Annotated in this window: 21 protein-coding genes and 1 pseudogene; 12 read left to right on the top strand and 10 right to left on the bottom strand. The window is 45.5% G+C overall.

All coding sequences use genetic code 11. The features are described 5' to 3' along the window. The 6 genes and pseudogenes from tuf to rplI all read left to right on the top strand — a co-directional run. Positions 1 to 147, top strand: a pseudogene (tuf, locus tag L1D15_RS19105) (elongation factor Tu); the annotation flags it as partial. A gap of 344 nt (positions 148 to 491) precedes the next feature. Continuing rightward, positions 492 to 680 carry a (2Fe-2S)-binding protein gene (locus L1D15_RS19100; protein WP_239835075.1) on the top strand — a complete coding sequence of 63 codons (189 nt, stop codon included), beginning with the start codon at positions 492 to 494 and terminating at the stop codon, positions 678 to 680. 75 nt (positions 681 to 755) lie between these two features. Then, positions 756 to 1,238, top strand: coding sequence for a bacterioferritin (gene bfr, locus L1D15_RS19095; protein WP_239871423.1), 483 nt, complete (start codon positions 756 to 758; stop codon positions 1,236 to 1,238). A 208-nt stretch (positions 1,239 to 1,446) separates the two neighbouring features. Next, on the top strand, positions 1,447 to 1,827 hold the full coding sequence (gene rpsF / locus L1D15_RS19090; RefSeq protein ID WP_004747103.1) for a 30S ribosomal protein S6: 381 nt from the start codon (positions 1,447 to 1,449) through the stop codon (positions 1,825 to 1,827). Positions 1,828 to 1,930: 103 nt separating this feature from the next. Further along, positions 1,931 to 2,158 (top strand): 30S ribosomal protein S18, encoded by a 228-nt coding sequence (gene rpsR, locus L1D15_RS19085; protein ID WP_000090472.1) that lies wholly within the window; start codon positions 1,931 to 1,933, stop codon positions 2,156 to 2,158. Between the two features lie 32 nt (positions 2,159 to 2,190). After that, positions 2,191 to 2,643 carry a 50S ribosomal protein L9 gene (gene rplI / locus L1D15_RS19080; RefSeq protein ID WP_239835077.1) on the top strand — a complete coding sequence of 151 codons (453 nt, stop codon included), beginning with the start codon at positions 2,191 to 2,193 and terminating at the stop codon, positions 2,641 to 2,643. Between the two features lie 65 nt (positions 2,644 to 2,708). Here the strand turns inward: rplI and L1D15_RS19075 are convergent, their stop codons facing one another. Beyond that, the gene (locus L1D15_RS19075; RefSeq protein ID WP_239835078.1) at positions 2,709 to 3,473 is read right to left on the bottom strand and encodes a DUF481 domain-containing protein; all 765 of its coding nucleotides are present in this window, start codon (positions 3,471 to 3,473) and stop codon (positions 2,709 to 2,711) included. Between the two features lie 174 nt (positions 3,474 to 3,647). On the opposite strand from L1D15_RS19075, the gene L1D15_RS19070 reads away from it, so the two are divergent. Beyond that, positions 3,648 to 5,060, top strand: a complete 1,413-nt coding sequence (locus L1D15_RS19070; RefSeq protein WP_239835079.1) for a replicative DNA helicase — start codon at positions 3,648 to 3,650, stop codon at positions 5,058 to 5,060. A gap of 3 nt (positions 5,061 to 5,063) precedes the next feature. After that, positions 5,064 to 6,152, top strand: a complete 1,089-nt coding sequence (alr, locus tag L1D15_RS19065; protein WP_239876707.1) for an alanine racemase — start codon at positions 5,064 to 5,066, stop codon at positions 6,150 to 6,152. 42 nt (positions 6,153 to 6,194) lie between these two features. Here alr and L1D15_RS19060 read toward each other — a convergent pair whose 3' ends face one another. After that, positions 6,195 to 6,617 carry a secondary thiamine-phosphate synthase enzyme YjbQ gene (locus L1D15_RS19060; protein WP_239835080.1) on the bottom strand — a complete coding sequence of 141 codons (423 nt, stop codon included), beginning with the start codon at positions 6,615 to 6,617 and terminating at the stop codon, positions 6,195 to 6,197. A gap of 276 nt (positions 6,618 to 6,893) precedes the next feature. Between L1D15_RS19060 and pgi the strand changes: the two genes are divergently transcribed. Then, on the top strand, positions 6,894 to 8,546 hold the full coding sequence (gene pgi, locus L1D15_RS19055) for a glucose-6-phosphate isomerase (protein ID WP_239876706.1): 1,653 nt from the start codon (positions 6,894 to 6,896) through the stop codon (positions 8,544 to 8,546). Between the two features lie 92 nt (positions 8,547 to 8,638). Here pgi and L1D15_RS19050 read toward each other — a convergent pair whose 3' ends face one another. The 7 genes from L1D15_RS19050 to L1D15_RS19020 all read right to left on the bottom strand — a co-directional run bounded on the left by L1D15_RS19050 (position 8,639) and on the right by L1D15_RS19020 (position 14,074). Next, positions 8,639 to 9,535, bottom strand: a complete 897-nt coding sequence (locus L1D15_RS19050; RefSeq protein ID WP_239835082.1) for a TIGR03899 family protein — start codon at positions 9,533 to 9,535, stop codon at positions 8,639 to 8,641. A gap of 303 nt (positions 9,536 to 9,838) precedes the next feature. Continuing rightward, positions 9,839 to 10,336, bottom strand: a complete 498-nt coding sequence (locus L1D15_RS19045; RefSeq protein WP_239871408.1) for a DUF3299 domain-containing protein — start codon at positions 10,334 to 10,336, stop codon at positions 9,839 to 9,841. A gap of 2 nt (positions 10,337 to 10,338) precedes the next feature. Next, positions 10,339 to 11,598: an ABC transporter permease gene (locus tag L1D15_RS19040; RefSeq protein WP_239876705.1), complete on the bottom strand. Its 1,260-nt coding sequence runs from the start codon at positions 11,596 to 11,598 to the stop codon at positions 10,339 to 10,341. Next, positions 11,595 to 12,302, bottom strand: coding sequence for an ABC transporter ATP-binding protein (locus L1D15_RS19035; protein ID WP_239876704.1), 708 nt, complete (start codon positions 12,300 to 12,302; stop codon positions 11,595 to 11,597). The genes L1D15_RS19040 and L1D15_RS19035 overlap by 4 nt, the downstream gene beginning before the upstream one ends. A gap of 56 nt (positions 12,303 to 12,358) precedes the next feature. Next, positions 12,359 to 13,072 carry a DUF2796 domain-containing protein gene (locus L1D15_RS19030; protein WP_239876703.1) on the bottom strand — a complete coding sequence of 238 codons (714 nt, stop codon included), beginning with the start codon at positions 13,070 to 13,072 and terminating at the stop codon, positions 12,359 to 12,361. Between the two features lie 76 nt (positions 13,073 to 13,148). Further along, positions 13,149 to 13,448 (bottom strand): DUF2607 family protein, encoded by a 300-nt coding sequence (locus L1D15_RS19025; protein ID WP_239876702.1) that lies wholly within the window; start codon positions 13,446 to 13,448, stop codon positions 13,149 to 13,151. A gap of 74 nt (positions 13,449 to 13,522) precedes the next feature. Then, complete coding sequence (locus L1D15_RS19020) at positions 13,523 to 14,074, bottom strand: YtfJ family protein (RefSeq protein ID WP_239871395.1); 552 nt, start codon at positions 14,072 to 14,074, stop codon at positions 13,523 to 13,525. Positions 14,075 to 14,282: 208 nt separating this feature from the next. Between L1D15_RS19020 and L1D15_RS19015 the strand changes: the two genes are divergently transcribed. After that, positions 14,283 to 14,483 (top strand): DUF1107 domain-containing protein, encoded by a 201-nt coding sequence (locus L1D15_RS19015; RefSeq protein WP_239835089.1) that lies wholly within the window; start codon positions 14,283 to 14,285, stop codon positions 14,481 to 14,483. 45 nt (positions 14,484 to 14,528) lie between these two features. Here L1D15_RS19015 and msrA read toward each other — a convergent pair whose 3' ends face one another. Beyond that, the gene (gene msrA, locus L1D15_RS19010; protein ID WP_239876701.1) at positions 14,529 to 15,158 is read right to left on the bottom strand and encodes a peptide-methionine (S)-S-oxide reductase MsrA; all 630 of its coding nucleotides are present in this window, start codon (positions 15,156 to 15,158) and stop codon (positions 14,529 to 14,531) included. Positions 15,159 to 15,277: 119 nt separating this feature from the next. Here msrA and L1D15_RS19005 point away from each other — a divergent pair, with 119 nt between their 5' ends. Both L1D15_RS19005 and L1D15_RS19000 read left to right on the top strand, forming a co-directional pair. Next, positions 15,278 to 16,987: an autotransporter assembly complex family protein gene (locus L1D15_RS19005; protein ID WP_239871390.1), complete on the top strand. Its 1,710-nt coding sequence runs from the start codon at positions 15,278 to 15,280 to the stop codon at positions 16,985 to 16,987. Continuing rightward, a complete protein-coding gene (locus tag L1D15_RS19000; protein ID WP_239876700.1) occupies positions 16,984 to 20,745 on the top strand; it encodes a translocation/assembly module TamB domain-containing protein in 3,762 nt (1,253 codons plus the stop codon). The genes L1D15_RS19005 and L1D15_RS19000 overlap by 4 nt, the downstream gene beginning before the upstream one ends. Positions 20,746 to 20,758: the final 13 nt, after the last annotated feature.

The following is a 20,758-nucleotide window of genomic DNA, read 5'->3' as shown; positions in this document are numbered from 1 at the left end:
GGCGTAGAAATGGTAATGCCAGGCGATAACATCAAGATGACTGTAGAGCTAATCGCACCAATCGCAATGGACGAAGGTCTTCGTTTCGCGATCCGTGAAGGTGGCCGTACAGTAGGTGCTGGTGTTGTTGCTAAGATCTTCGACTAATTTCTTAGGAATTAATTGAAATCTTGCACTTTTCTTCATTTATGAAGAAAGCGCATCTAGAAAAAGAGAAGCTTCGGCTTCTCTTTTTTGATTTTTGGTTATAAAAAAAATTGTCCGATAACTTCACTTACTCACCAATTCCTCTTTTCTTTATCCTTTAAAACAAACAGTTATCAAAACTGATTTCATTACTATTTTTGTGGTTAAATGCGTAAGTGTTTAGAGCCGCTTCTTTGCCATTTTTGATATAACAAATCAGTCTTAATATCTCCAAAATCGTAACTGGTAATAAGAACAATTATTGTTTATATTTTTCTCCTAGGTTGTATTACGAGTTTTCATTTATGTACGTTTGTTTGTGTCATGGAATTTCTGATAAGAAAATCAAAAAGTTAGCTTTAGAAGAAGGCATCACTGATATCAGAGGCATAAAGAAATGTACCGCGCTTGGTAGCCAATGTGGCAAATGTGTCAAGATGGCGAAGGAAATCCTTAATGAAACAGGTGTAGTACAGTACCAAAAAGCGAGCTGAAACCGTCTCGTGGCTTTTTGACACCTTCTCAATTGGTTCTACAGTTTAATTGGAGCCAAATAGGAGGTTTTTGTCATGAAAGGCGATCCAATCATTATTCAACATCTCAATAAAATCCTTGGCAATGAGTTAGTTGCCATTAATCAATATTTCCTTCATGCACGAATGTATAAAGACTGGGGCTTAAAGCATCTAGCGGATAAGGAATATCACGAATCCATTGATGAAATGAAACATGCGGATCATTTAATTGAACGTATTTTGTTTCTTGAAGGCGTCCCTAACTTGCAAGATCTAGGCAAGCTCATGATCGGCGAAGATACCAAAGAGATGCTGGAGTGCGACCTTAAGTTAGAAATGGCTGCGATACCTGATTTAAAAGCTGCCATCGCTTACGCAGAAGACACACACGATTATGTATCCAGAGATCTGTTTCAAGATATATTGGAAGATGAAGAAGAACACGTAGACTGGCTTGAAACGCAACTTGGTTTAATTGACATGACAGGTATCCAAAATTACTTGCAGGCTCAATATGTTGATGAAGATGGTGACTAGTCAGAATTAGAACAACTCTGGGCAGCGTGCGATACGCTGCTCTATTCCAACCAGCTTACCACCACTTGTATCACATTTTTCTTGCTTAAATTGCATTCATTCTGTACTATTCGTGCTCCTTAAAACTCGGTCAATTATCTTTAGTTCCTTGCTTCCTCTGGACGACCGGGCCAATTGTGGAAGCTGAATAATCCGTAAGGAGCAACCAATGCGTCATTACGAAATCGTATTCATGGTGCACCCTGATCAAAGCGAGCAAGTTGCTGGCATGATCGAGCGTTACACTGGTTCTATCACTGAAGCTGGCGGTACTATCCACCGTCTAGAAGACTGGGGTCGTCGTCAACTGGCTTACCCAATCAACAAGCTTCACAAAGCTCACTACGTTCTAATGAACGTTGAAGCTGACCAAGCTGTAATCGATGAGCTAGAAACTGCTTTCCGTTTCAACGATGCAGTTCTACGTAACATGATCATGCGTACTAAAGCGGCTATCACTGAGCAATCTATCATGCTTAAGCAGAAAGAAGAGCGTGCTCCTCGTCGCGAAGAGCGTGCAGAAGCTAAGCCAGAAGCAGCTGCTGAGTAATTACTACTCAGAATTAGTACTCAGTCTAGATAACTCACGGGTTTACTCGAATGTGTTTATTTAGGCAGACAACTTTTTTAAATTTAAGATCAGGAGATAGCCCATGGCTCGTTTCTTCCGTCGTCGTAAATTCTGCCGTTTCACTGCAGAAGGCGTACAAGAGATTGATTACAAAGACGTAGCAACTCTTAAAAACTACATCACAGAAGCTGGTAAAATTGTTCCTAGCCGTATCACTGGTACAAGCGCTAAGTATCAACGTCAACTAGCTCGCGCTATCAAGCGTTCTCGCTACCTAGCTCTACTACCGTACACTGACAAGCATCAGTAATCGGTCGTTTTATTAAGAAAGAGGATTAAGCAATGCAAGTTATTCTACTTGATAAAATCGGTAACCTAGGTGGTCTTGGTGACACTGTAAACGTTAAATCTGGTTACGCTCGTAACTTCCTTATCCCTCAGGCTAAGGCAGTGATGGCAACTAAAGCTAACGTTGAAATGTTCGAAGCTCGTCGTGCTGAACTAGAAGCTAAAGTTGCTGAGCAACTAGCAGCAGCAGAAGCGCGCGCTGAGAAAGTTAACGCTCTTGAAGCAGTTGTTATCGCTTCTAAAGCGGGTGACGAAGGTAAACTATTCGGTTCTATCGGTACTCGCGACATCGCTGATGCAATCACTGCAGCTGGCGTTGAAGTGGCTAAAAGCGAAGTTCGTCTTCCAGAAGGCGCACTACGTAACACTGGTGAGTTCGAGATCAGCGTTCAACTTCACTCAGAAGTTTTCGCGACAGTTAACCTACAAGTTGTTGCTGCTGAGTAATTCAGTATCAAGATGTATTTTAAAAGCACCTCTTAGAGGTGCTTTTTTTATACCTGAATTTCGGATTAAAACAAGAAGAGCAGATTGACGGAAAAGATACTATCGGCCTTTTTCAGCCCCTCTGGTACACGGTCATGGTATTGGCGTGTATAAGCCAGCTTGAGTGCAATGTCATCGGTGATGTTATTGGTGACGTTAACATCCGTATCGGCTCTGAGATTACTGTCACCTGCAACTAATGTCAGCCCCGCTGACACATTCAAATTTTTCACAACTTGCCAGCTTGAGTTGACCTTGCCTCGAAAAATCGCCTCTTGAACGATCTCTTCAAACACAATGTCGTTGTCGCCAATTTCATCGGTATTGGGTTCCTGATAACGAAAACCTGGACCTAGTTCCAGCTCAAGGACAAACACATCGGTATTGGAAAATTGATAACCCAAACCGCCTGAGAGTGTGTAGTCTTTAAAGTAGGCACTATAGCGAGAGTCAACGCCCTTGAAGCTACCGTATAGGTAAGTTTTAGGGCCTAGTTTATAGTCACTCTGAGCTGTATATGTGGATTGACGTCTATCCTCCTCACCATCTTTGTATAGAAGATAATATTTCCATTCACCACTGGTTCGGTAACGGCCAGAAAGATACTCGGCACTGAGTCGAGAATTGAGAGAGCGCGAATCTGAGTTTCCGGTGTGTGCTTGATAACCGAATTCAACTTCGGTATCCCAAGGGGAGGGTATCTCAATATCCGTTTGACTTTGTACCGCCTCATCCGCATAGGCTACGGAACTGCACAGCAGGCCTGCACTTAAGAGCCAAAGTTTCGCCACTCACAACCTCTTTAACAATGGGAAAATTGTGAGGAATAGTAGAGGCTATTCACTCTAATTTCGTCAGTTCTAAGTTAATTCTACATGAGTTGCTTTCAAACCCCTTGTTTATTACAGACATCCCGCTCATTCTGGCTATAATGGGCGGTCATAAGTAAGTTGTTGAGCAAAAACATGGCAGATCAGAGAACAGACAATCGTAATCAGAAACCAGTAGACGCCCAAGTTGATGCTATCAAGGTTCCTCCGCATTCGTTGGAAGCTGAGCAGTCCGTCATTGGTGGTTTACTTCTGGATAACGAGCGCTGGGATACTGTCGCAGAACGTGTGGTGGCGAAGGACTTTTACAGCCGACCACACCGTCTGATATTCGAAGCATCACAAGCCATTTTAGAAGACAGCCAGCCTCTTGACCTCATCACCTTATCGGAGTTTCTTGAGCTGCGTGAGCAGCTTGATGATGTTGGTGGCTTTGCTTACCTTGCGGACCTTGTTAAGAATACGCCGAGCGCGGCCAACATTAATGCTTATGCAGATATTGTTGCTGAGCGAGCTTTGACCCGTGATTTGATTGGCGTTGCCAATGAAATTGCGGATGCGGGCTATGATCCTCAAGGGAGAACATCGGAAGATCTGCTTGATATGGCAGAGAGTAAGGTGTTTGCCATTGCTGAGTCGCGTACCAACGAAAGCGAAGGCCCACAAAACGTCGATAATATTCTTGAAAAAACGCTTGAACGTATCGAAATGCTGTACAAGTCACCGCAAGATGGCGTGACAGGCGTGACGACAGGCTTCACCGATTTGAATAAAAAAACGGCCGGCCTGCAAGGATCAGACTTGGTGATAGTGGCAGCTCGTCCATCGATGGGTAAAACCACTTTTGCGATGAACTTGGTTGAGAATGCGGCGATGGCACATGATAAACCCGTGTTAGTCTTCTCATTAGAGATGCCGTCTGAACAGCTGATGATGCGTTCTCTTGCGTCACTGTCTCGCGTGGATCAAACCAAGATACGAACGGGCCAATTAGATGATGAGGATTGGGCGCGCATTTCATCGACAATGGGTTTGCTGATGGAGAAGAAAAACATCTTCATCGATGACAGTTCGGGTTTGACTCCCACTGAAGTTCGCTCTCGTGCACGCCGTATAGCTCGTGATCATGGTGGTCTTTCCATGATCATGGTCGATTACCTGCAGCTCATGCGTGTACCTTCACTAACCGAAAATCGAACGTTAGAAATTGCCGAAATTTCTCGCTCTCTAAAGGCTCTAGCCAAAGAATTGAATGTGCCTGTTGTCGCACTATCGCAGTTAAACCGCTCCTTGGAACAGCGTGCAGACAAACGACCAGTAAACTCTGACTTGCGTGAGTCGGGCTCTATCGAGCAGGATGCCGACTTGATCATGTTTATCTACCGTGACGAAGTCTATAACCCTGACAGTCCGATGAAAGGTACAGCGGAAATCATTATTGGTAAGCAGCGTAATGGCCCGATTGGTTCGGTTCGTCTGACCTTCCAAGGCCAATGGTCACGCTTTGATAATTACGCTGGCCCGGCGTTTGATGTGGATGAAGAGTAACACATGAGTTATATGAAAGCGGCAACTGCCTTTATCGATTTGGACGCACTACAACACAACTTAGAGCAGATAAAATCTCAAGCGCCAAACAGCAAAATCATGGCTGTGGTGAAAGCCAATAGTTATGGTCATGGCCTGAGACATATTGCCAAATACGCCGATGGGGCCGATGCTTTTGGTGTTGCTCGAATAGAAGAAGCTTTGCAGCTACGAGCATGTGGTGTTGTCAAACCGATTCTACTACTAGAAGGCTTCTATTCATCGGGTGATTTACCTGTTTTAGTGACCAATAACATCCAAACGGTCGTGCACTGTGAAGAGCAACTTGAAGCGCTTGAACAGGCTGAATTGGAAGTACCCGTTGTGGTGTGGCTTAAAGTCGATAGCGGCATGCATCGATTAGGGGTGAGGCCAGAGCAATACACCGATTTTGTGACCCGGCTGAAAGCGTGTCGCAATGTGGCAAAACCTTTACGCTACATGAGTCATTTTGGTTGCGCAGATGAGTTGGATAACACCACGACTACAGAGCAGACCAAGCTCTTTTTATCACTCACCAACGGGTGTGAAGGTGAGCGTTCTCTGGCCGCCTCTGCTGGTTTGCTCGCTTGGCAAGACAGTCACTTAGATTGGGTAAGGCCAGGCATCATTATGTATGGTGTCTCACCATTCAATGACAGAACAGCCCAGCAGATGGGGTACCAACCTGTAATGACTCTGAAATCACATCTTATTGCGGTAAGAGATGTCAAAGCGGGTGAGAGTGTTGGTTATGGTGGGACGTGGACGAGTCAGCGAGATACCAAAGTAGGGGTGATTGCTATTGGCTACGGTGATGGTTACCCAAGAGCGGCACCTAATGGCACCCCTGTCTTAGTCAATGGCCGTAAAGTGCCTATCGCGGGTCGAGTATCAATGGATATGTTAACGGTAGATCTTGGCCCTGAGGCTCATGATATGGTTGGAGATGAGGCTATCCTCTGGGGAGATAGCCTGCCAGCAGAGGAAGTTGCTTGCCATATTGGTACCATTGCTTATGAGCTGGTGACCAAGCTCACTTCACGAGTAGAGATGGAATATTCTAAGGCATAGAGAGTGAATCTTTTATAGTGGGCTGGCGAAAAGCCAGCCTTTTTACCGTTCACCGTGTATTGTCGCCACAAGAGTGCGGCTCCCGCCATAATCTCGGTGCTCTCCAAGATAGATCCCCTGCCATGTCCCTAATGCTAATCGCCCATTGCTAATGGGAATCATGACACTGCATCCTAAAGTAGAAGCTTTGATATGGGCTGGCATATCATCATCACCTTCATAGGTATGCTTATAATAGGGAGCCCGTTCAGGCACATAGTGATTAAAGTGTTTCTCCATATCATGACGAACTGTTGGATCTGCATTTTCATTGATGGTCAGGCTTGCAGAAGTGTGTTGGATAAATAACTGTAATATTCCGACAGAAAACTGACCTATTTCTGGGATTTGTTGTTCTATTTCATCGGTGATGAGATGAAACCCACGCTTTCTTGCGCTCAATTGAATACGCTTCTGAGACCACATATGGCATCCTTTATAATCTATTTGGCAAACCTAACCTTTGTCGGTATGGTGAGAGTCAATATAAGTCTGGGTTTGAGTGTCACTTAATCATTTAACGTGACTTAACTCAATGATGGTGCAGCCACTCTGGTTCATAATTGCACCTTGAAAATTTATTACAAAGTTTTGGCTGCTTGTTGCAACGCCAGAACCGAACTATTTTTGCATAATCGGGGATTCCACAGTTTTCGCTAGGCTGTATGGAATAAAACCTACTGTAACATCGGGATAGTAACCATGTTGAAAAATATCAATCCAACGCAAACACAAGCTTGGAACGCGCTAACCGCGCACTTCGAAACTGCACAAGATATGGATCTCAAAGATCTATTTGCACAAGATGCAGCACGTTTTGATAAGTTCTCTACCCGTTTCGGTAGCGACATTCTTGTTGATTACTCTAAAAACCTAATCAATGAAGAAACCATGAAACACCTGTTCGCACTTGCCAACGAAACTGAGCTAGAGGCAGCAATCGAAGCGATGTTCAGTGGCGAAGCGATTAACCAAACAGAAGGTCGTGCAGTACTTCATACCGCACTGCGTAACCGTAGCAACAAGCCTGTTATGGTCGATGGTGAAGATGTCATGCCTGCGGTCAATTCCGTGCTAGAAAAAATGAAATCATTCACCGAGCGCGTTATCGGCGGTGAGTGGAAAGGCTATACAGGTAAAGCGATTACGGACGTAGTTAACATTGGTATTGGTGGCTCTGACCTTGGTCCTTACATGGTGACTGAAGCACTAGCGCCATACACAAACCACCTAAATCTGCACTTCGTTTCTAACGTTGATGGTACTCACATCGTTGAGACGCTTAAAAAAGTAAACCCAGAAACCACGTTATTCCTAGTTGCTTCTAAGACGTTTACTACTCAAGAAACCATGACCAACGCACATAGCGCACGAGATTGGTTCCTTGAATCTGCAGGTGATGAAGCGCACGTAGCGAAACACTTTGCAGCGCTTTCAACTAATGCTCCAGCAGTGTCTGAGTTCGGTATCGACACAGACAACATGTTCGAGTTCTGGGACTGGGTTGGTGGTCGTTATTCTCTGTGGTCGGCAATCGGTCTTTCAATTGCTCTAGCGGTTGGTTACGACAACTTTATTGAGCTACTTGATGGCGCTCATGAAATGGATAACCACTTTGCATCAGCAGATTTTGAGAGCAACATTCCTGTAATCCTTGCGCTAGTGGGTCTTTGGTACAACAACTTCCATGGCGCTGAGTCTGAAGCGATTCTTCCATACGATCAGTACATGCACCGTTTTGCTGCTTACTTCCAACAGGGCAACATGGAATCGAACGGTAAGTACGTTGATCGTGACGGTAACGCAGTGACTTACCAAACAGGTCCAATTATATGGGGTGAACCTGGTACTAACGGTCAGCATGCGTTCTACCAGTTGATTCACCAAGGTACTAAGCTGATTCCTTGTGACTTTATTGCACCTGCCATCAGTCATAATCCAGCAGGTGATCATCACCAGAAATTGATGTCTAACTTCTTTGCTCAAACTGAAGCGCTTGCTTTTGGTAAAGAGGAAGAGACAGTGAAAGCCGAATTTGCTAAAGCAGGCAAGAGCGAAGAAGAAGCCGCAACGCTTGCGCCATTCAAGGTATTTGAAGGTAACCGCCCAACTAACTCAATCCTAGTAAAACAGATCACACCACGTACACTGGGTAACCTAATCGCTATGTACGAGCACAAGATCTTTGTACAAGGTATTATTTGGAATATCTTCAGCTTCGACCAATGGGGTGTGGAGCTTGGTAAGCAGCTAGCAAACCAAATCTTGCCTGAACTTGCGGATGATTCAGCAATCAGCTCACACGATAGTTCGACTAATGGTTTGATTAATGCGTTTAAGGCTTTCAAAGCGTAATCGCATATAACCTAGTGAGCTGATGATGACGCCAACCGAAAGGTTGGCGTTTTTTATAATTGGAGTTAATACTCTCTCGAGACAACTCTTTATCATACGGTGGTATCAATAGTTGACTTGACGTCGGTACTTGCGGTGAATTTCTGGCTGAGCAAAGCAACCATCTGATCGTAGTATTGCATATTGGGTTTATTACCAAGCAGCTTACATAACTCATTGCCCGTAGGGCTGAAGCGGTAATAGAGTAGTCGAACACCTTTGCTGTGCGCTTGCAATGATAACTGTTTACCTTGATATGTTAGGGGTAAGGGAGAGTCGAGATCAATTTCGCCTGACTCAAGCTCTGTTCCGTGCATCAAACCTAACTCAAACAGCACCAACAGATTGGAGTAAGGCAACTGGAAGTTACCGACATTGATGTTGCCAGTGATGTTGCGCTTACCAAAGTTGAAAATTCCCCCCTGAGCTCGATAACCAATTAATAGTTTACGACTAGTATCTCCTCCAAAGCTGCATGCAAGAGAAGCGGCACGCTGCAGTATTTGCGCTTCTTTGGGAGACATATCCTGTAGTACCTTCAAAGCTTTCATGGAAGTGGAGCCAGGATTCGTGACTTCACGCTTTAGCACTTGTGCCCATAAGCGTTGCATCGATGCGTTATGAACTTCTTGTGCCATAGAGAAGAAACGATGAAGCCAGTCATGATCTGGGTCGCCCGCTGTTTCGTCTTTACAGGAGAGGTGAGCGAGCTTGAGAATTTGTTCGAGGTTTTTCTGCTTTTGTTCTTTGTAGCGGCGCTCTCGAATCAGCGCTCTCTCTAATGCAGTCTTTTGCGGAGCCTCTTTTTGTAACAGGGCATCAAGGCCATGAGTTTGAGCAATATTCATGACTCGGCTAGCGCTGTCTTTGATGTAGGCGGTTTTTTTCTCATGCCGAGCTTCAGCGTTAGACTCGTGCTCAATGACAACTGGCTTTTGCTTCTCTGACATGTGAATTCCTTACTCATCAAAGTGTTAAATATGCTTATTAAATTTACCTCTTAACCAGTTTAGCCGCCAGAAGAACTATGTGAGCAAGCTTTGAAAATTGGCGCTATGCCAAATGATAATAAGTTGTTAAAATTGTTATCGATGTTTTTGAGGGGCTTATGAAGTTTTTAAATGAGAGTAAACTGAAAAAGCACCTGTCAATTGCCCTATTGTTTCTGGTTTATCTAGCCGTCTTGGTTTATCTCTCTAGATATATATAAAGAAAAGCGGATAATTAACAGGTTGCTCTTATGTTAAATAATATTAGTAGTCATCGTATTCTTCGATAGCGGTGCCTTCTAAAACGTAGCCTGTTTCAGCCAGTTCATGGTTGATGGTTTCCGTTTTTAATGTTCCTACCACATAAATGACATCCCAAAGCTGCTGCACAGGCGCTCCTTTAGGGAATTTCACATATATGATTTGGTTTGGTGGTGGTGGTGGAACGTGAATACATGCACCAAAGTATGGAACCAGCAGAAATTCCGTGACTTTATCCTCATCTCCTTCTAAGGGGATCACAAAGCCAGGTATTTTTACCTTACTGCCATTCAGCTCTTGGCGTACTTTACCCACTAGCGATTGCTTTGCAGCTTGACCAGAGTGATCCGTTACTGGCATACCAGAAGAATCAAATTGCTGGCGTTCACTTTCTGGGATCAGATCTATCCAATCTAGTTTGAGAATATCTTCACTGGCACTAGCCAGCGATGGGGTTACAAAGCTCACGGCAAGCATGAGCGCTAAGAATATCTGTTTCATATTTAAACTCGTATTGTCATACCGTCGCTGAGAGATTGTCTGTACGCGCGGAACGCTGGAATAAAGCCGATTACAGTACCTGCTAACTGTACCGCTGCAAGTAGCATCCACTCATAATGGGATAAAGCTATCATCTCTATGTGTATCCCATATTGCTGTTGAATCACTGGAGCAATAGTCGCTAACAGGGCATATAAACCTATAACGCCAACCGCTAAGCCGACTAAGGTTAAGGCACTGGCTTCCATAACCAGTAGCGCCAGTACATGCCTAGGCCTCGCTCCCATGGCTCGCAGGATTGCCATTTCCCGTCGTCTCTCTTGGAGACTAGTTAGTAAGCTCGACAACATACCGAGTAAACCGGCAATAACAACAAAGACAGACACGGCCATCAGAGCTTGCTCTGCCACCGACATCATTCCCCACAATTCATGCAAGGCAACTCCCGGAAGAATCGCGCTCAAGGGCTCCTTAGGGTAGGTGTTAATTTGACGTTGCAGAGCAAAGGTCTGAATTTTGGAGTTTAGGCCAAGCAACATGGCAGTGATCTGTTTTGGTTGGAAGTTTTGCTTTTCAAGCTGATCTGCGCTTGGTGTATTGCCCAAGTGGGCTCCGGACTCCCAACCCACATGAATCGCTTCAATCGCTTCAAGAGAAACATGAACAGTTTTGTCTACTGGGGTGCCTGTTGGGGCTAAAATACCGACCACCTTAAATGGCAGGTTGTCATGACGACTGAATCCAACGTCACTGATACCGTGGGCAATAATGATTTCTGTGCCTATCTTGTACCCCAGAGAGCGGGCGACATCAGAGCCAATGACGGTCTCAAACAAGCCGTCAAATTCGCGTCCCTCAGCGATGGCAATGTTCTGTTTTTTGCCATAGCGATAGTGCTCAAAATAGCTGTGATTGGTGCCCATCACGCGGAAACCTTTGTGTGAGTCTCCGAGAGATATAGGAATCGCCCACTTCACAGAACGATGATTACTGAATTCCTGATAACTCTTCCAGTCAATATTATTGGTGGCGTTACCGATGCGAAACACTGAGTAGAGCAGCAAGTTTACTTGACCAGAGCGTCCACCGACGATCAGGTCAGTCCCTGAGAGAGTATTAGCAAAGCTGCTTTTGGCTTGAGTACGGATTCTTTCTACACCCAGTAGTAGGATGACCGAAATTGCGACGGTTAATATGGTCAGAATGGCGGTGACACGGCGATTACGAACACTTTTCCAGGCAAGCATGAATGTTGGGGTCATGGTGTCACTCCTACCTGATTCAATTCGTTTAAGTTTAATGTTCTGTCGAACAAACTTTCCAATGTTGGGTCATGACTAACAAACAGCAGAGTTGATTGAGCTTGATTCACCTGCTCAAGCAGCAACTCAATAAACGCGGTGCGGTTGTCGTAGTCGAGCGAAGAAGTCGGTTCGTCGGCAATGATTAGGGCTGGTTTGCCAATCAGAGCTCGAGCGGCTGCGACACGCTGTTGCTGACCAATACTCAGTTCCACGACAGGCTTATCCAGCAAATGTGCAGGTAGATGAAGTTTTTCCAGCAGCCGAGTCGCGTCTTCAACCAGTGATGTATCGACCTGTGATTTGCGTTGTGCGGAAAACTGGCAGGGTAGGATGACGTTTTCAATCACGTTGAGATAGGGCAACAAGTTGAACTGTTGAAATATATAGCCAATGTGGTCGGCACGGAACTTGTCGCGCTGGCTACCTTTCATCTGGTTAAGGTCTTGGCCAAGAACCCGTAACTGGCCACTGCTGGCTGTATTAATCCCCGTGAGCAAGCCCAGTAAAGTCGATTTACCGCAGCCGCTAGGTCCTTTGATGAAGAGATGTTCTCCTGCAGTGATACTAAGTTGATTGATATCGAGTGTTGGCGTTGGATTTCCGGGCCAGGTAAAGGTGACCTGCTCCAGCTCGACAACGCTGTTGCTTCTATTTTCTACCATCGGCATAACCTGAACGAAAAAGTCTGATGGCTTAGGCCATCAGACTTAGAGAATGATTAAAACGAAATCTTAGTGTTGCCTGAAGACAATTCAAGTGCTGTTTGCACTTTATCTGTCAGTAGGTTCACGCTGATCGACTCTGTGGTTGGGAAAGCGTTAAACCATTGCGTATCGATGGAAGAGAGCGCGTTAATATCGTCACATTCGAAGTGGTATTCCACAGTAAATTCGCCATGGCCACCTTTATGTTCATCATGGTGTTCGTGACCTTCGTGACCTTCGTGACCTTCGTGATGCTTGTGCTCATCATGATGCTCGTCATGGCTATCGTGATGCTTGTGTTCATCATGATGTCCGTCATGCTTTTCGTGGTCGTGGTCGTGGTCGTGGTCGTGGTCGTGGTCGTGGTCGTGGTCGTGGTCGTGGTCGTGGTCGTGGTCGTCAGCACCTAGTGTATGTGTGACTGACTGATGTTCAACTTTACAACCTGCTGCTGATGCAAGAGTAAAAATTGAGTCTGCTTTCTCTAGGCGAGTGACGGCCTCTTTAAGGGCTTTTTCTTGCTCTGCTGTTTTTGGAGCATGTTCAAAGCCCACAACATCAGCGCCAGGAGCGGTAATTTCCATTAACAGTTCTTTACCATCTTGAGCGATGTTCAGTTCAACGTGTCCATGTACGTGAGCTTCGTGTTGACGAAAGCCTTCGTCAGCGAAAGCAGTGGTACTTAGTGCAAGAGCAACCAATGTGGCAGTTTTTGTCATTGAGTTCATTGTGAATCCTAATAAAGTGTCATCATAAAAATCGATGGCTGTAGTGGTAAAACAGCACGTATAAAGTTTGAGTGAACTAAATCAGTCTTACAGGTGGTGAGCGAGCTTGATAGGCAAAGGCTGGTCGCTGGTAGAAGTGGTAATCATCCTGAATGACGAATCTATCAGGTAATGAGGTGTCGATTAGTGTCAGAGATGATTGACTCATGCCGTGTTGTGCGCATGAGAATAGCTGGCAGTGATGTTCATCATGATGAGCTGACGAGAGCTCGTATTGATGGTCGATGTAGGCGAAACTCATCCACAGCATCAGCCCAATACCACATAGAGCATGAAGGGTTAAGTATTTGATGCGATGGGAATGAATAGAAGTCACAGCGTTTTGTTCAATACGAAAAAAGAGCTGTTATGTTATAACAACTCTTATTGAAACGCTAAGATCAAATGAGATTAGATATTATCTTTAATTAGGGTCAGAACTTGTTGAACTTCATCTTCGTTGAGTGCGCCTTCTTTAACAAACAAGACGTGACCTTGTTTGTCCTGAACTATGATGGCTGATGATTCTTCTGCTAGCTGCCAAGCACTCGCGACAACGCCATCTTCATCAAGCACCATTGAAGACCAAGGAAACTCTTTTTTGCTGTCTTCGGCTGAGGACTTGACGAACGATCCTGTGCCCCAAATAGCATCATCCTGATTGATGATTGTCGTGGTTTGATAGCTGTCTTCTGGAAATTTAGCGGCAGTAATCGCGGCCATTAGTGGAGCATTGAGCTCTTTTGAGCTACTGCGACCGGCAATCGCTTGAATGACACGAACTTTCCCCAACATGTCCTGAGAGGACCATGATTGATAGTTTGTATCGTTGTCCTTGACCATAATCTCACCGTAATTCGTCACTTCAATGCTCGGTACTGGCTGACCTACAGAGAGATTATGTGCCAGAGCAAACATGGGAGAGCATGCTATTGCTAAAGCTAATAGAGTCTTGTTTTTCATTGTTTTCTTCCTTTTTAGTAAGCGGAAAAAGTATATAACGAAATTTTCTCTATTGCTGAGTAAAACGCCAAATGTTAATTTTTTGTTTGTTAATTGTGATCCTGCTGCTTGTGGTGATACTATTAATGTGTATGATGTGTTGTAAGCCTTTCAGGAGGAAAGGTGGAACCAAGGATAGGTTCGAATCGCAAATGGATATGAGGTGGTTATGCTACGCGAGTTTACAAAATATCGTCCACGTCAGGTGGCACGTTTTGTCAAAACCTTATTCAAAGGAAAGTTTGTTATTTCAGGGGTCGGTGAGTTCCGATTTGATAACGGCAAAGTCTTAATGCCGGATATTAAAGATAAAAAGAAAATGAATACCTTTAAGGAAATCAATCAGGCCATTACCCTGTTACCTGTGTAGGAAAATAAAAAGTCGCCCAATTGGGCGACTTTTACTTTGTATGCCTTAACTTTCCGGTGGAAAACAAACCCCCGTTCCCCCCAACCCACAGTACCCATTCGGGTTCTTGGCCAAATATTGCTGGTGGTAGCTTTCCGCATAATAATATCGACCAGCAGGCAAGATTTCGGTGGTAATGGATGAGGTTTCCTGTCCGAGCAACGCTTGATACTCGTTTCTTGATTGTATCGCTGCCTGATATTGTTCATCGCTATAAACGTAAATGGCAGAACGATATTGTGTGCCTAAGTCGTTGCCTTGGCGCATACCTTGGGTTGGATTGTGGTGTTCCCAGAAGATCTGCAATAGTTGTTTTAGGCTGATGACCGTAGGATCAAAGACAATCCGCACTACTTCTGTGTGACCTGTCTGGCCTGAACACACTTCTTCGTAGGTAGGGTTAGGCGTAAAACCGCCTGCGTATCCTACAGAGGTGCTAACTACGCCATCAAGCTGCCAGAACAGGCGCTCAGCCCCCCAAAAACACCCCATGCCAAACAACATTTCTTCGCAACCCTTGGCAGGCTTTGCGGTCAAACTGGATTGATTAACAAAATGTGAATCATCAAGGGGCAGGGCTTGATCACGGCCTGGTAGTGCCTGCTGAGCGGTGATCATAGTTTGTTTGTCGAGCATAGAAAATATCCTTACATTAACAATCTTGAGAGTAGACCGCCTAATTGACTGTTTTCGTACAGACTTATTTTTTGAGTGGCGTTATTATTCCGTTAAGATTTTTAGGTAGTAAATAAACCATGATAAGAAAGTCATTACCAGTCATTCTCCTTGCTAGCGGTTTACCTGCTTTTGCTCAGACCGTGGATTTGTCCGTTGAAGGTTTATCTGGTGAGTTGGAGACGAATGTTGACGCTTATCTGTCTTCTATCCCTGAGGAAGATTACAACACCAGCCTACGCTTTCAAGCTCGCCTTGAAAAGAGCCTCACCGAAGCCCTGAATGCGCTTGGTTATTACCACCCAGATTTTTCTTTTCGTGTGGAAGACGAGGGAAGTGAATTGGTGGTGGTCATCACTCCCGGTTCTCCTGTACTGATTAAAGAAGTGGATATACAGCTAACGGGCGAAGCTAGTGATGATCGTTCATTTAAGGCTCTGATTCGTAAAAGCGGTATTCATGAAGGGGAAGTTCTTAACCACAGTTTGTATGACGGTCTCAAATCTGGTATTCGCAACCTCGCTTTGCAAAAAGGCTACTTCGAAGGTGACTACACCATGAGTCGACTGGAGGTATCTCCTGATTTGAATGAAGCGTTCATACGTTTACATTTCGATAGTGGGATTCGTTATGCCTTTGGTGAGAAGATCATTTCTGGCAGCCAAATTGAAGAAGACCGTGTTGGCTCGTTGGCACCATTCAAACAAGGTGACCCATATCAGGTTTCTCAAGTAGGTGAGTTCAACCAAAACCTTTCGAATACGGATTGGTTTTCTTCGGTGTTTGTGGAGCCCGATTTATCCATGCTTGGAAAAGGTCGGGAACTACCAGTGAAAGTGTCTCTGGCACCACAGGCTAAGAACAAAATTGAAACGGGCTTAGGCTACTCCACAGATGTTGGAGTAAAAGGCTCTTTAAAATGGAAAAAGCCTTGGGTAAATGCCCGAGGGCACAGCTTTGACAGCAGCTTCTCACTTTCTGGGCCAGAACAAACGATTACTGCCGGTTACCGAATTCCACTTGAAGATGCACTCAATGAGTATTATCAAGTCAGCTACGGTATGAAAAATGTCGACAACCGTAACACCAAAAGCTTGGAATCGAACTTGGCTGTTGAGCGTCATTGGCTATTAGATAATGGCTGGCACAGGACTTTATTTGTACGTTACTTGCTGGAAAATTATGAGCAGGGCTTACAAGATGACTCAGGGCAGTTTGTGTTACCTGGGGTGACGTTCAGCCGGAGTCGTATTCGTGGTGGAGCGATGCCTCGTTGGGGAGATAGTCAAACCATGACGTTGGAGTTTGGCGATGATAGCTTGCTGTCTGAGACTAGAGTGATTCGGCTTCAAGCAGGAACCACATGGATTCGAAGTTTAGGGCGTAATCATCGTGGCCTTTTGCGCTTAGACGGCGGTGCTAACTTCGCGGATGAGTTTGATAAGTTATCGCCATCACTGCGTTTCTTTGCCGGTGGTGATAACAATTTACGTGGTTATGGTTACGAGTCTATCTCTCCTCAAGATAGCAGTGGCGCATTAACGGGCGCAAAGTACATCGCCACTTCTTCTCTCGAATATCAGTATCGTTTTTATGGTAAATGGTGGGGTGCGCTTTTTTATGATTATGGTGATGCGTTCAATGACCAACCTGACTTTAAACGCGGGACCGGTTTTGGTGTCCGTTGGGCATCGCCCGTCGGTCCTATTCGTCTCGATTTTGCATGGGGGTTAGATGCGACGCCGGGTGATGAATTCAAAATCCACTTCACATTAGGGCCTGAGTTATGACCAAGGTAGTGTTTAAATGGTCTAAGTGGCTATCTATCTCTTTAATCAGCTTATTGGTGGCTATTGCCATCGCCTTAGCAGTAGTACTGTTTACAACTCCGGGTCTTAAATTAGCGCTCTGGGGTGCAGAAAAGTTTGTGCCTCAGTTGAAAGTCGAGTCCCATTCAGGGGCGATTTTCCCGCGCTTTACGCTTAATGGTGTTGTGTTTAAAGACGACTCACTTAACGTCGATGTGCAGGCACGCTCAATCACGTTGGCAGTTAATGCTACTTGTCTGACAGAGCCCAGCGTTTGTGTCGATGAACTCGCGGTAGATGGCCTTAAATTTGAGATGCCGGAATTACCGCAGAGCAACGCAACGCCAGATGAATCTGTGGCTGAAGAAAGTGGTCTAGTAACAGCGCCGCTGCCAATTAAAGTCAAACGCGTCGCCTTAACCGACATATCTCTGGATATTCTAGGTAATCAGATCAACTGGCAGTCTTTCACGACTGGATTAGCGTTTCAGGGCAATCGTCTACGAATCAACAAAACGGCGCTCGACTCCATTCGCGTCGAACTGGCGCCAAGTGAGGCCAGTGAACCAGCCCCTGCTGCAAGTCCTTCTGCGGATGCTAACACACCGATAGCCTTACCAAACATTACCTTACCGCTGCAAATTGATGTAGTGCGACTAGATGTGAATGATTTTGAGCTGCGACAACCTACTCCTGTAGTCGTGCACCATTTGGGGTTGGAGGCAAGTGCGGCCCGCTCCCAAGTTCAGGTTGATACTCTTGAGTTGGATATGCCTGAAGTCGAAGGTGTGCTGAGTACAACGGTGACCTTAGCAGATGACTATCCGTTGGATCTGGAACTGAATGCCAAAGTGAAGCAGGAGATAGCGGATGGACAGACAGTCAAACTGCATGCGACGGGAAGTGTTGCTGACTTGACGTTAAAGGCAGACTTTGGCGGTTTAGCGAAGGCACATCTTGAAGCGGCACTGCAGCCACTGAAGGCTGAATTTCCTTTTGAACTGACTTTGAGTGATGGCGACCTTCAATGGCCGTTGAAAGGTCAAGGTGATTATTATGCCACAATACGCAACTTGCATACACAAGGCTCGCTAAGCGGCTACAGTGTTGAACTCGATTCGGCTCTGAAAGGTAAGCAATTGCCTGATGCTGACCTGACTTTGCGCGGCAACGGGGATTTAAACCAAATCGATCTTCAGTCCCTCTCTATACAAACTTTAGGTGGAGAGGTGAGTGGTACGGTGATGGCGAATTGGCAAGCTCCGATTAATTGGGCAGCGGACATATCATTGGTCGATATTCAGCCTGGCCTCCAGTGGCAGCAGGCGGAAGGGAAAATCAGCGGTCAGCTATCGACGTCAGGTTCATTAACTGAGCAAGGTGGCTGGCAGGTGGAACTACCTACTTTGGATATCGATGGTATCTTACGTGATTACCCACTTAACATTGAAGGTGCGTTGTCAGCATCAGATCGCGCTAGTAGTGGAGACATCAAACTCAGTACACCTCGCCTTGTTTTGTCCCATGGTCCTAATCACCTCATAGCTAAAGGGGATATAGACCGAGAGTTGAACATGCAGGTGGTGGTAGACTTTTTGGATATCGCTAAGTCTATCCCCGACTTGAAGGGCAGCGCACAAGGTAAGATCAAGCTGACCGGCCAATTAGAGCAGCCCCAAGTTGGCATTGACCTCAAGGCGAAAGCGATAAAATGGCAGCAGGAAGTGAGTGTGCAAAGCGTGGCGCTGAAAGGGCAGATCTCTCCGTTACCTTTGCCGTCAGGAGAACTCAAACTTCAAGTCGCTAATACTCAGTATCAAGACTATTTGATCGATACCATTGCGTTGAACTTTGATGGGGAGCAGAAGCAACATACGCTGAGATTGGATGTTGATTCAAATCTTGCTTCGACGAAACTTGCGATTCAAGGTGCGCTTCAAGATACGCCTGAGCTTGCATGGAAAGGGGCGTTAGAGAACATGTCACTGACTTCGGGACAGGGAACATGGACCTTGGCACAGCCGACACCAATAGAATTGTTGATGGATTCACAACAAGCTTTCGTTGCTGCCCATTGCTGGTTGCAATCCGGTTCTTCAGTCTGTCTCGATCAAGATTTAACGGCAGGCAAGAGTGGAGAAGCTCACTTCTCAATTAAACAATTCGATTTTGAACAGATCAAAACTTTTATCCCACAGGAAATTAATCTACAAGGCGCCGTTAACGCAGCAGCCATCGCGAAGTGGAATCCTGACACTGCACCTGAGGTGATGCTTGATGTGGAGATGCCAAAAGGCTCGTTGGCTCAGACTAACAAGCAACCTGTAAAGCTAGGTTGGGAGTCATTCAAGCTCAATGCTCACCTAGTAGACAATAAGCTACAGGCGGATTGGCTATTGGATGTAACGGACAATGGTGACATTTCAGGAGAAGTTAGGATCCCTGATGTGTTAGCAAAAGACAAACGGCTCGACGGTAAGCTGGGTTTAACGACGTTTAACGTGGATTTTCTTGCTCCACTGCTTGGGGGCTACAGCAAGATGAAATCCAATATTCAGACAGAATTAACCTTCTCAGGCCCAATGATGCAACCTCGCGTTAATGGCCAGTTTGTGGTCGATGATATTTTGCTTAAAGGTGAGATTACGCCGGTCGAAATTGATTCGGGTAAGCTGGTGGTTAATTTCTCTGGCTATGATGCGACCTTAGCCGCAGCGATTAATACCCCGGATGGCAAGTTGGAAATCGCGGGTGATGCTGACTGGCAAGATCTTGAAGATTGGCAGACCAATGTGCGTGTTTTTGCTGAAGAGCTATTGGTGGATGTGCCGCCGATGGTAAAAATCAAAGTTGTGCCGGATATGACGATTTCCGCTTCACCTCAACAAGCTCGTATCGATGGTGATATTTCTTTGCCTTGGGGGCGAATTGTGGTTGAAGAGTTACCACCAAGCGCGATCGGGGTGTCTAAAGATCAAGTGCTCTTGAATGAGCAGTTACAACCCGAAGATGAAACGACAAGTGTTCCATTCAGTATTCAAACCAATGTCAACATCAATATTGGTGATGATTTCAAGCTGTCCGCTTTTGGCTTGGAAGGCGGGTTATCGGGTAATCTCAATGTTGCACAACGCGATCAGGGACCATTTGTGACCGGTGAAGTGAACATTGTGGATGGTTCTTATCGATCTTTTGGTCAAGACTTGTTGATCAAACAAGGGAAGATTCTCATGAATGGTCCAGTAGATCAGCCTTATGTACAAATTACCGCCATACGTAACCCTGATAACACTCAGGATGAGGTGACGGCAGGAGTGCGAGTGACAGGCCCTGCTGACGAACCGACCGTTACTATCTTCTCTGAACCCGCTATGCCACAAGCTAATGCGCTATCTTATTTGTTACGTGGTCAGAATATAGACGGGGAGTCTGGAGGAAACTCTATGACGACGACTTTGATTGGGTTGAGTCTAGCGCAAAGTGGCCATGTGGTTGGAGAAATCGGAGAAGCCTTTGGTGTTCAGGATCTTCAGTTGGATACCGCAGGATCTGGTGATGATTCCCAAGTGACCGTGAGTGGCTATGTGCTACCGGGCTTACAAGTCAAATATGGCGTTGGTATTTTTGACTCTGTGGGTGAGTTTACGGTGCGCTATCGTCTGATGCAGGATTTGTACGTTGAGGCTGTGTCAGGTCTGGATAGTGCTGTCGATCTACTGTATCAGTTTGAGTTTAATTAATCGGAAAGTTAGG

This window comes from Vibrio sp. Isolate25, assembly GCF_022398025.1.
Taxonomy (GTDB): Bacteria; Pseudomonadota; Gammaproteobacteria; order Enterobacterales; family Vibrionaceae; genus Vibrio; species Vibrio coralliilyticus_A.
The sequence above is the reverse complement of the archived record's forward strand: the minus strand, read 5'-3'. Positions and strand labels throughout refer to the sequence as shown.

What these genes read in the sequence shown, in the direction of transcription:
- L1D15_RS19100 (WP_239835075.1), top strand. Translation starts at nt 492, where the DNA reads ATGTACGTTTGTTTGTGTCATGGAATTTCTGATAAGAAAATCAAAAAG.
- bfr (WP_239871423.1), top strand. Translation starts at nt 756, where the DNA reads ATGAAAGGCGATCCAATCATTATTCAACATCTCAATAAAATCCTTGGC.
- rpsF (WP_004747103.1), top strand. Translation starts at nt 1,447, where the DNA reads ATGCGTCATTACGAAATCGTATTCATGGTGCACCCTGATCAAAGCGAG.
- rpsR (WP_000090472.1), top strand. Translation starts at nt 1,931, where the DNA reads ATGGCTCGTTTCTTCCGTCGTCGTAAATTCTGCCGTTTCACTGCAGAA.
- rplI (WP_239835077.1), top strand. Translation starts at nt 2,191, where the DNA reads ATGCAAGTTATTCTACTTGATAAAATCGGTAACCTAGGTGGTCTTGGT.
- L1D15_RS19070 (WP_239835079.1), top strand. Translation starts at nt 3,648, where the DNA reads ATGGCAGATCAGAGAACAGACAATCGTAATCAGAAACCAGTAGACGCC.
- alr (WP_239876707.1), top strand. Translation starts at nt 5,064, where the DNA reads ATGAGTTATATGAAAGCGGCAACTGCCTTTATCGATTTGGACGCACTA.
- L1D15_RS19060 (WP_239835080.1), bottom strand. Translation starts at nt 6,617, where the DNA reads ATGTGGTCTCAGAAGCGTATTCAATTGAGCGCAAGAAAGCGTGGGTTT.
- pgi (WP_239876706.1), top strand. Translation starts at nt 6,894, where the DNA reads ATGTTGAAAAATATCAATCCAACGCAAACACAAGCTTGGAACGCGCTA.
- L1D15_RS19050 (WP_239835082.1), bottom strand. Translation starts at nt 9,535, where the DNA reads ATGTCAGAGAAGCAAAAGCCAGTTGTCATTGAGCACGAGTCTAACGCT.
- L1D15_RS19045 (WP_239871408.1), bottom strand. Translation starts at nt 10,336, where the DNA reads ATGAAACAGATATTCTTAGCGCTCATGCTTGCCGTGAGCTTTGTAACC.
- L1D15_RS19040 (WP_239876705.1), bottom strand. Translation starts at nt 11,598, where the DNA reads ATGACCCCAACATTCATGCTTGCCTGGAAAAGTGTTCGTAATCGCCGT.
- L1D15_RS19035 (WP_239876704.1), bottom strand. Translation starts at nt 12,302, where the DNA reads ATGGTAGAAAATAGAAGCAACAGCGTTGTCGAGCTGGAGCAGGTCACC.
- L1D15_RS19030 (WP_239876703.1), bottom strand. Translation starts at nt 13,072, where the DNA reads ATGAACTCAATGACAAAAACTGCCACATTGGTTGCTCTTGCACTAAGT.
- L1D15_RS19020 (WP_239871395.1), bottom strand. Translation starts at nt 14,074, where the DNA reads ATGAAAAACAAGACTCTATTAGCTTTAGCAATAGCATGCTCTCCCATG.
- L1D15_RS19015 (WP_239835089.1), top strand. Translation starts at nt 14,283, where the DNA reads ATGCTACGCGAGTTTACAAAATATCGTCCACGTCAGGTGGCACGTTTT.
- msrA (WP_239876701.1), bottom strand. Translation starts at nt 15,158, where the DNA reads ATGCTCGACAAACAAACTATGATCACCGCTCAGCAGGCACTACCAGGC.
- L1D15_RS19005 (WP_239871390.1), top strand. Translation starts at nt 15,278, where the DNA reads ATGATAAGAAAGTCATTACCAGTCATTCTCCTTGCTAGCGGTTTACCT.
- L1D15_RS19000 (WP_239876700.1), top strand. Translation starts at nt 16,984, where the DNA reads ATGACCAAGGTAGTGTTTAAATGGTCTAAGTGGCTATCTATCTCTTTA.